Raw genomic sequence first — 8,521 nt, 5'->3', positions numbered from 1 at the left:
GAGGGAGTTGAACCCTCTGGAATTCAACGAATAATTTTGGTTACAGCATAGTTACCTCCTTTATTCTCAGGCTTAGCCTGTCGCAAGCTGGGCCCATGCCAGACGCAAGTTCAAAGAGGCCGAAGTGGCACAAGCAAAGGCTAAAACCGGTAAAGCCAACTGAGCACTGAACCATATCCAGATGTTATACCGGATTGAAACCCGCCTCAAAGGCCAGTCAGCAAAGCAGAAGTATCAGGTCAGGCAAACCGAATCACTTCCCCTGCTCAACCAATACAAAACCTGGCTGGACAAATCGGCTTTGCAGTTACCACCCAAAACTGCACTGGGTAAAGCGCTTGGCTACAGTCTGAATCAATGGCATAAACTGGTTCGCTATGTCGATGATGGCAACCTGGCCATCGATAACAACCGCGCCGAGAGAGCCATCAAGCCCTTTGTCATTGGCAGAAAGAATTAGCTGTTCAACAACGCAACAAGCGGTGCCAATGCCAGTGCGATACTTTACAGCATCATTGAGACGGCCAAGGCCAATGGCTTAACCCCATTTGATTACATCATGCATTGTCTGGAACACTTAGCCGCATCGCCAGACAATGTCGAAGCCCTGTTGCCCTGGAATGTTAAATCGGGCAAGGTGTAGATCAGCAGACGGTTACTAAACCAAAGCGATGTCACCGCAGACAAACGGTATCTGTGAACGTTTCCATAAGACGATATTAAATGAGTTTTACCAGGTCACATTCCGCAAGAAACTGTATGGCTCATTCGAAGAACTCCAGAAAGATCTGGACGAATGGATGGATTACTACAACAATGAACGAACTCATCAGAGCAAAATGTGCTGTGGCAGAACGCCAATTGAAACATTAGTCGATGGGAAACAGATCTGGGCTGAAAAGAATTTGGCTCAAATCTAATCTGACAGCGACACCTGAAAAACGGGTAACTGTCAGATCAACTCTGAGCTAATACACGTCATAGACGGGCAAGATCTCCAGATACCAATGCAACTCGGTAACACGATAACAACTATAGTCGCTAATTTTGGCTTTTCCTAATTTTCGCTTTTAATACCTTCATAGGTAGTCATCCCACAGATCTGTGCCACTGCGATAGTCATGCAGGCCATGTTTTTCAATAATCTGGTCCGCTTTTTTGATTTTCACAGCCGCCTCATTATTTCTATCCTGATCATCAAGGAGATTAGTCCACAGCATATATAGCATCGCGTGCTGAGCTGGTACCCATTCGAGCTCCTGGTGTTCGTGAAGCTCGCTCTCAAGAATGCCTGCCAAGGTGTCCGTTTTTTCAATACGGTGTTGATTATAAGAGATGCGAACAAGCATCATCATCACGTCAGCGTATTGTTCGTTAAATGCATTGTCATTGATATCGAGATATCGCTCGGCCAATCTTTGTGCCTCATCAAGATCGTCATCGAAATCCATTTCGTTTACAACGAGGAATAACGCCATTTTAAATTTATCTTTTGTATCCTCGCGCTCATCAAGAGCAAACTTTTCCATATCCTTAACGAGTTCATAAAGTGTTTTGATCATCTCCTCTCTATCATCTTCCACGTACAGATTCGCATGACTAAAGCTTGCTCCTACCAAATGACCTGCCCATATCTCTGTACTTAACGCAGTTAGCTTTCTAATATGCTTAACCGCAAGTGACCAAAACAGTTTGTCATCACTTCGGTCGTAGATAGCCTGAAGCAGGCCGAATACCGCATTGACGCACTCCGGTATGCCTTCTTTAGTTTCAGTTAATTGCAGTCCCCAATACTTATTGAAACACACGGTGAGGTTGTTGTGTTGAGCGCCTTTTTCATCTTTCATTAAATGTTGCATATTGCCCAGCTTAACGAAAAAGTCTTCAACCTTTCGTGCGTGTTCCACTGGCGCTTTGGCAAAATACGCAAAATACGTGTCTGTATATCGCTGGTACAGGGTGATTGCTTCCTCCGTTCTTCCTGTTTGACAGTAGATGTCTCGAAGCAGACTGAGCGCAGTATGGTGGCTATCGAACGCAGCGCTATTCATTAAAAGTATATCGTCACAGTTCGAAAGTGCTTTTTCGGCGAATTTCTCGGCGCGTAACATATCTTTGGTTATACGGTAGAGCTTCGCGATTTGAAAATAGGTTTGCGCGGTGAGTGTGGACACTTCAAAAACGTCGCCTTCCTTCTCAATGATATTGAGCGCCTTTAACAGAAGATGTTCTGACTGCTCAATGTCATTGTTTTTTCTTAACACCTTGCCACTGGCAGATAAAACACTGACGTACTCCATTTCGACACCCTTGAGCATGGAGAACGTGACATCTAAAGAAGGGATAATGTCCTTTTTTACAATACTGACGGCGTTATCGATCTCTCCTTTTTCAAGCAGTGTATTTGCAAGCAAAGCAAACGATTGAAGCTTCATGTAGGCATGATAACTTTCTATCTCTTCTTGCTCATCAAGCATCGTGATGAGCTCATCAATGAGCATTTCACTTTTTTCGAACATCTTGTATCTGAGAAAAGCCGACGCACATGACAACAGTGTGTTCACGGTAGATGCAATATCACTGCGACCTGCCAACTGCTCCTCTCTGGTCAAAGAGATAAGTGATTCCGCTACCCGCACCGCGCCCTCTTTGTCACCGGTCCCTAGCAGGCATGTCATATGCATAGCTTTCACGTTGAGATAGTGACCGGGCAATTCTGCTGATTTTTCTTTCTCAGATTCAAGCAGCGGCATCACTGACTCTATGACTTGCTTTGCACTTGGCATTGCGCCGGCAAGTAGATAGCTCATTGTCAGTGTGTGTACAACCCAAGCATGGTCTTCAAGCCAGATATCGGGATTTCTTTGTTGTAAGCCATCAGTGATGGGTAGTAACTGCGTAAGCACGTCAATAGACTGAGCATTTTCTCCTGTTTTACTGCATATAGACGCGTAAAGTATTGCGGCATTAACAAAACCACCCAGCCAGGCACTTCTATTTGCATCAGCTAATTGTTTAGTTTGTTCAAACGCCTGCAAAGCAAAGGGCGCAGCTGCCTGGTAATTCAGGCCGGCTAAGTGTCCTTTTGCCATCCCAAACAAAGTCTTAACGTAGATATCTTGATGAATTTCTGGATCGCGCTGATACAGCTTTTCTGCCATCTCCATGGCTTCTTTCTGTACGGCTATTGCATGGTTTACTTGAATCTGTTTATTATAAGAATTGCCTAAGGTGTTTAGCAGTCCGATGATACGGCTATCTTTTTCGTCGACAGATAGTTGAGTGTTATTTTCCACCATATTGCGTGCGCGCTGATACAGTGCTTTCACATCCTCATGCCTACCAAGAAAATGACAGACATCCATCTTACCTTCTGTGATATCAATGGATGCCTGCTCCAAGTTAAACTCCTCACCAAAAATCATGGCGACGTTTTCTTGTTTTTCATCGCTACTTTCTAGCACGTTGCAAAGCTTCTCAACTTCATCAAACACTTCTAATGACTCGCTATACCTGTTCATATTTCCCAGAATCACGGCAAGTCCGTACGTGATATGTATTCTTTCATGAATAAACATACCAAATGTGTCATGGGCAAATTGCAGCAGCGCGCTCAGCGACTTGGTGAGGTAAATTGTTTTTTGATATGTCCGTGTCGTCGCATCATGTGTTAACTCGATGTTTTCAATTTGCTGATGAAGGTATTGAGCAATGACGGCAATACATTCACCGATGATCTTCTTATCTGATGTACCCAGCGTATCTTTTAGCACATTCAGACAACTTTGACGCAAAAAGGTGGTATACAGATTGTGCGTAAAGGTATGCATGTCTTCGTTTCTGACACGTTTGACAATCTCCAGCACCTCTTCAAGGATCTGATAATGTTCGGTGGATAAATGCCGTTCGGGCTGCTTTTTTAACATGTTAATAAGCGGCGCCAATTCAGGGTGCGCGGTTTCATCCAGGCCCCTCAGATGCGCAATAACATCGTCAACTAACTGTGAACTAAACGGCGCGGAAATCATGGATGCGATCTGCAGCGTAAAATTAGCGATATCCCCGAAATCGCCCAAGTACTGCATTAGGATATGAAGCCGCTCTTCCATGACCGCATAGGACGATAACGTAAAGCCTATGTTTGCATCCTGCTTCATCTCATCCTGGGCAAACGCATCATTGTAGGCGTCCTTAAGCTGCCCAAATACAGTATCAATGCAGCTTTGAAACGCTGACGCCGGAATGTTGTTTATTGAATACTGGCCGCGGGTGGTTTCAATAAATAACGGCGTAACATCCTTATCCTGATAAAAACCTTTATCGCTTAAAAGATTAAGCGTTTCTATCGCAAACAACGTGTTCACATGCTCATTATCGCGTTCATTGAGCTGTGCAATTAATGCGCTGCTGATAGGGGAGACATCACGTTTATCCGGGTTACTGAACACCGCTTCAATCAGTGACGTCAGCGTGCCTCGAGCCATCCCCTTAATATTGGTCTCATAGCACGTTGTCGACACATCATCTTCTGTCAGTCCGAATAGCGACAGCAATGCGCGTGTAAAGGGACGAGTCTCATGCTGGTCGCTCGTCTTTTTTCTTAACAACGCGGCATCCGCTTGTCGACAGGTCCCCACAAACTCAATACTGTAACGCGGCATTAGCCACTCAGTAATAAACTCGGCAGTCAGCTCATCTATCCACTGGATATCATCAATGACCAACATGATTGGCATCGTTTTCGCGTCGGGATGGATTTCCCTGGTCAGTCGCTTCAGCTTCGACAGCGCCGCTAACAGTCTTTCAAACTGCTGCTCCTTTTCAGATTTATTTTCCTTTTTTATTGACTCACCTATCGCGTTCGCGTAGCGGTCCATGGACAGTCTGTTTTTTGCTGACTTAGCCGCATCAAAGAGGGTGCCGTAGTGCGTTGCTGAGGCAATCGACTTTGCCAGTGCGTGAACGTTATCGCTGCTGACTGAGCCTTTGGTGAAGATCTCTTTGATGTTATCGCCGACATCGCGAAATTCATCAATTTTGTTCTTTACCACCTTATAGAGGAAGCTGTTATGCGCATCGTAATACTCGGTTAACCTCAGCGCTTCGCGCTGTATCGACTGCAGCAGTGATGCCAACCCTGTATTTTGTGACTGGTGACCGATTTGATTAAGCAGGCGTAACCGTATCTGTGCAGTATCCTTTTTATCATCATAGTCAGAGAGTCTACTGATATGTTGGTTTGCCAACGCCGTTTTACCAGCCCCTGGCTCACCGCTTATCAGTTCCCAATGATGGGCGATGTCGCTGCGATTTATCACACTTTCCATATACGCATGGTGGCGCTGACTGAGCGACGCAAGCTCGTCATGTCGCCCCACAAAAACAGATGAATTCACCGCGGGTGTCGGGATGTTGGTGCCGGGTTTTTCAAGCATGCCGTAGCGCTGCACCATATGACGCAGTCGGATTATAAGGCTTCCTTGTTTTGAAGCGTCATCGGTCTTATCGAACGGTTGGTGATGGGTATAGTTAAATACAATGGATACCGGAAAGGTTTCGCCCTGTAATTTTTTATCTTTGGCATGGGATAACATCAATGAGCACAGCGCCAAGGACGCGACATCAAGACTAAACGGATCGTTTATCACAATCAGTTTTGGCGCACCTATTCCCAATACTTCAATCAGCTTGACGATGTATTGCATCGCTTCATGTGGCGTTGACACATCCGGAGCGCTGGAAGCCAACTCCAGTAATTGTTTTCTGGCGTCGTGACTTAAAAACAGCTCCATTCCTTTGACGTTCGTCGCGTCTGTGCCTTCGATTGCTTCCAATGACTTGTCGCCGGCCGCATTGACCAGCTCCGCTTCCGCGCGGGAGGAGATAAAGTCGGTGATCTTGCTGCCAATGCCATCAACCAGTTCGTTGACCGTATTAGAGATCGCATCTGAAATACTGCTGTTTACCAGCTCAGATAGCCCCATTGTCGACACATGAATGGCAAGTTTTAATGCAGCATCAATGGATGCACGTTGCTTCAAATCTGCGCCGACTAACGCGTAGATCTGAGACATTAACTGATTAGGCTGATCTGCTTTGGCATCGACACGAATGACATTGGTTTGCCTGTCAGTGAGTTTTTCATCAAAGACATCGCGGCATACAGCATATTCATCAAACGCCTCATTGTGACGTCTCATTGCCTCAACATGCCGTTTATAGACTTCGATGAGTAATGTCGTCTCAGTGGCTTCGTTAAGATCTCTTATAAAATCCTGATGAATATTTTCCACAATGCATCCTCGTTGTACTTTGATTACAGGTAAGTGTCGTATACGACCTTACTTTACAAAAATGTATGGTCCGCCTCGTTATTGCAATAATAAACTTCGATAACGGGGTTGGTTATGCGCTAATGTATTCGGAGTCTGATTAGGCGCTTTCGCAACCCGCTCCACGATGAGATCCGCGCTGGATTATCCTCAAAAAAGGCCAAAGCTTCTGTAAGCTGTTTTTTGTGTCAGGTTTTTATCCAGTGGTTCTACCGTTTTCGTCATCACTTTTATCATTGCAAACCCGTTGCTGTTAAACGCCTGCCTCGTCTTCATGACCACCCATGCGATTCGGGCGAGCTTATTCGCCAAAGCGACGGTAACAACGTTGAATGGCTTTGTAGCGCGTAAGTTCATCAGCCACTCACCATAGACTTTTCCTGTCTTGTAGGGTCGTGACATCACCGCCCTAGCTGCATGAATAAACAAGGCTCGAAGCTCTTTATAACCTCGCTTACAAATGTCAGTTCGGCTTTATCAAAGCACGCTATAAAGGGCTGACGAAAAATGACTCACAGTTAGCCATGCTATTCACCTTGGCGAACCTGTTTAAAGTAGACCAGATGTTACGACGACAGCCAAGATCTGTCTGAAACCAGGGAATAGCCCGGATGAGGGGCGAAATTAGGCCTAAAACTGCGTATTTCGGTGAATCCGATCGGTCGTTTCGGTTTTATCCGATCACTTTTTCTTCTTCTTTTTCGTCCTTGCCAGTTTTACCTTAAGTGATCGGATTGGTCTAGTTTTCTCATTGATTCGCCAGCCAGTTCAATTCGATGACTGTTGTGCAGTAAACGGTCGAGTAATGCATCTGCCACAGTGGGGTTGCTGATGAGTTTGTACCATTCGGTAACGGGCAGTTGGCTTGCTATGATAGTGCTGGTGTTTTGATAGCGCTCTTCCATTACATCGAGTAAGTCATTAGCTTGTCGTGCATTTAGTTTTTCCATGCCCCAGTCATCCAAGATGAGTAGCTTTTTCTTAGCCAGTTGCGCAAGCTGTTGTCGGTAACTGCCATCGGCGTGGCCGATATTCAGCTCATCAAGAAGTTGCCCAAGTCGGTAATATCGCACTGTATGATGCTGCTCACAGGCTTGCCTGGCTAATGCGCAAGCGAAGTACGTTTTACCGCACCCCGTTGCACCAGTAACGATAATGTTGTGGGCGTGATGTAAGTATTGGCCGCTTAATAGTGTGGCGACTTTATCTTTTCGTAAACCGCGCTCTGCACGGTATTCCAATCGGCTGGCGTGAGCTTCTAAGCGCAAGGTTGCTTGGCGCAGTAAACGCTTCACTTTGCTGTCTTGACGACAGTGAATTTCGTGCTGTGCCAGTAATCCCAAGCGTTCCTCGAAGCTCATCTCATCAAAGGTTGTCGCTTGGCTTTGTTGTTGCAGTAACGCTTGAGCGAAGTGCCCAAGCCGTAAGCTACGCAGTTGCTCTTGTAGTTGAGATTGTGTCATGAGTTATCCTATTGATAGTAATGTTGGCCGCGGATATTGTGGTGGGTAACAGGTTGTTCATCTTGCTCGACCGCCGTGCTCGGTACACTTTCTTGGTGATGTTTGAGTAAGTTCATTACTACGCTTCTGTGCGGGCGTTCTAGCAGCAATGCCTTTTGGCAAGCGGCTTCCAGCCGCGCAGCACCATGTTGTTTAGTGAGGTTTAGGATAGCTAGGCAGCTTTTAATCGCTTGCTCTGGGTGTTGTCGGCTATGGATGTGCCACTGCACGACACCGCGCGTACCCACACCGATATTCTCGGCCCAGTGCAGTAAGCGCTCTGCACTGAAGCGTTGTTTTACATGGCTATCGGGCATGTGTTCTTTCTGGGTTGAGAAGCCACCGTCTTTTGCTGATTTAGCGTGCTGTGTCACCAGTTGATTGTGATGATATATGCTGACCACACTGCCACTCGCCTCGATGGTCACCGTGTTACCCACTAAGATGTGCGGTACAGAGTAAGCGTGTTTTTGATACAACACATGGTAATCAGGCCCCACCTTCGCCCGTTTACTGTCGATATACTCATACGTAGTCCCAGGTAGTGCCATCAAGGCGGGCTTATCGAGCAGTTCAAACTGCTCACGACGAGAGCCTGGATGTAAGCGCTGCGGCCGATTATTTAACTCTTCCATTAACACTTTGATACGTGCGTTAAGGCCCGCTAAAGTGTAAAAGCACTCCCGT

At 46.1% G+C, this 8,521-nt stretch carries 2 protein-coding genes and 4 pseudogenes; 2 read left to right on the top strand and 4 right to left on the bottom strand.

Going from position 1 to position 8,521, the window contains the following annotated elements:
- Positions 1–88: 88 nt before the first annotated feature.
- Positions 89–643: pseudogene (locus tag MHN09_RS20615) on the top strand (IS66 family transposase); the annotation flags it as partial.
- Positions 644–662: 19 nt separating this feature from the next.
- A pseudogene (locus MHN09_RS20610) lies at positions 663–920 on the top strand (integrase core domain-containing protein); the annotation flags it as partial.
- 159 nt (positions 921–1,079) lie between these two features.
- Here the strand turns inward: MHN09_RS20610 and MHN09_RS20605 are convergent.
- From MHN09_RS20605 to MHN09_RS20585, 4 genes and pseudogenes are all read right to left on the bottom strand, one after another.
- Positions 1,080–6,293 (bottom strand): tetratricopeptide repeat protein, encoded by a 5,214-nt coding sequence (locus tag MHN09_RS20605; RefSeq protein WP_187447802.1) that lies wholly within the window; start codon positions 6,291–6,293, stop codon positions 1,080–1,082.
- 294 nt (positions 6,294–6,587) lie between these two features.
- Positions 6,588–6,794: pseudogene (locus tag MHN09_RS20600) on the bottom strand (IS110 family transposase); the annotation flags it as partial.
- A 254-nt stretch (positions 6,795–7,048) separates the two neighbouring features.
- On the bottom strand, positions 7,049–7,795 hold the full coding sequence (gene istB, locus MHN09_RS20590; RefSeq protein ID WP_187448069.1) for an IS21-like element helper ATPase IstB: 747 nt from the start codon (positions 7,793–7,795) through the stop codon (positions 7,049–7,051).
- 8 nt (positions 7,796–7,803) lie between these two features.
- Positions 7,804–8,521: pseudogene (locus MHN09_RS20585) on the bottom strand (IS21 family transposase); the annotation flags it as partial.

Source organism: Alteromonas sp. MmMcT2-5, from assembly GCF_022348315.1.
Taxonomy (GTDB): Bacteria; Pseudomonadota; Gammaproteobacteria; order Enterobacterales; family Alteromonadaceae; genus Alteromonas; species Alteromonas macleodii.
This window is presented reverse-complemented; position numbering and strand designations above follow the sequence as displayed.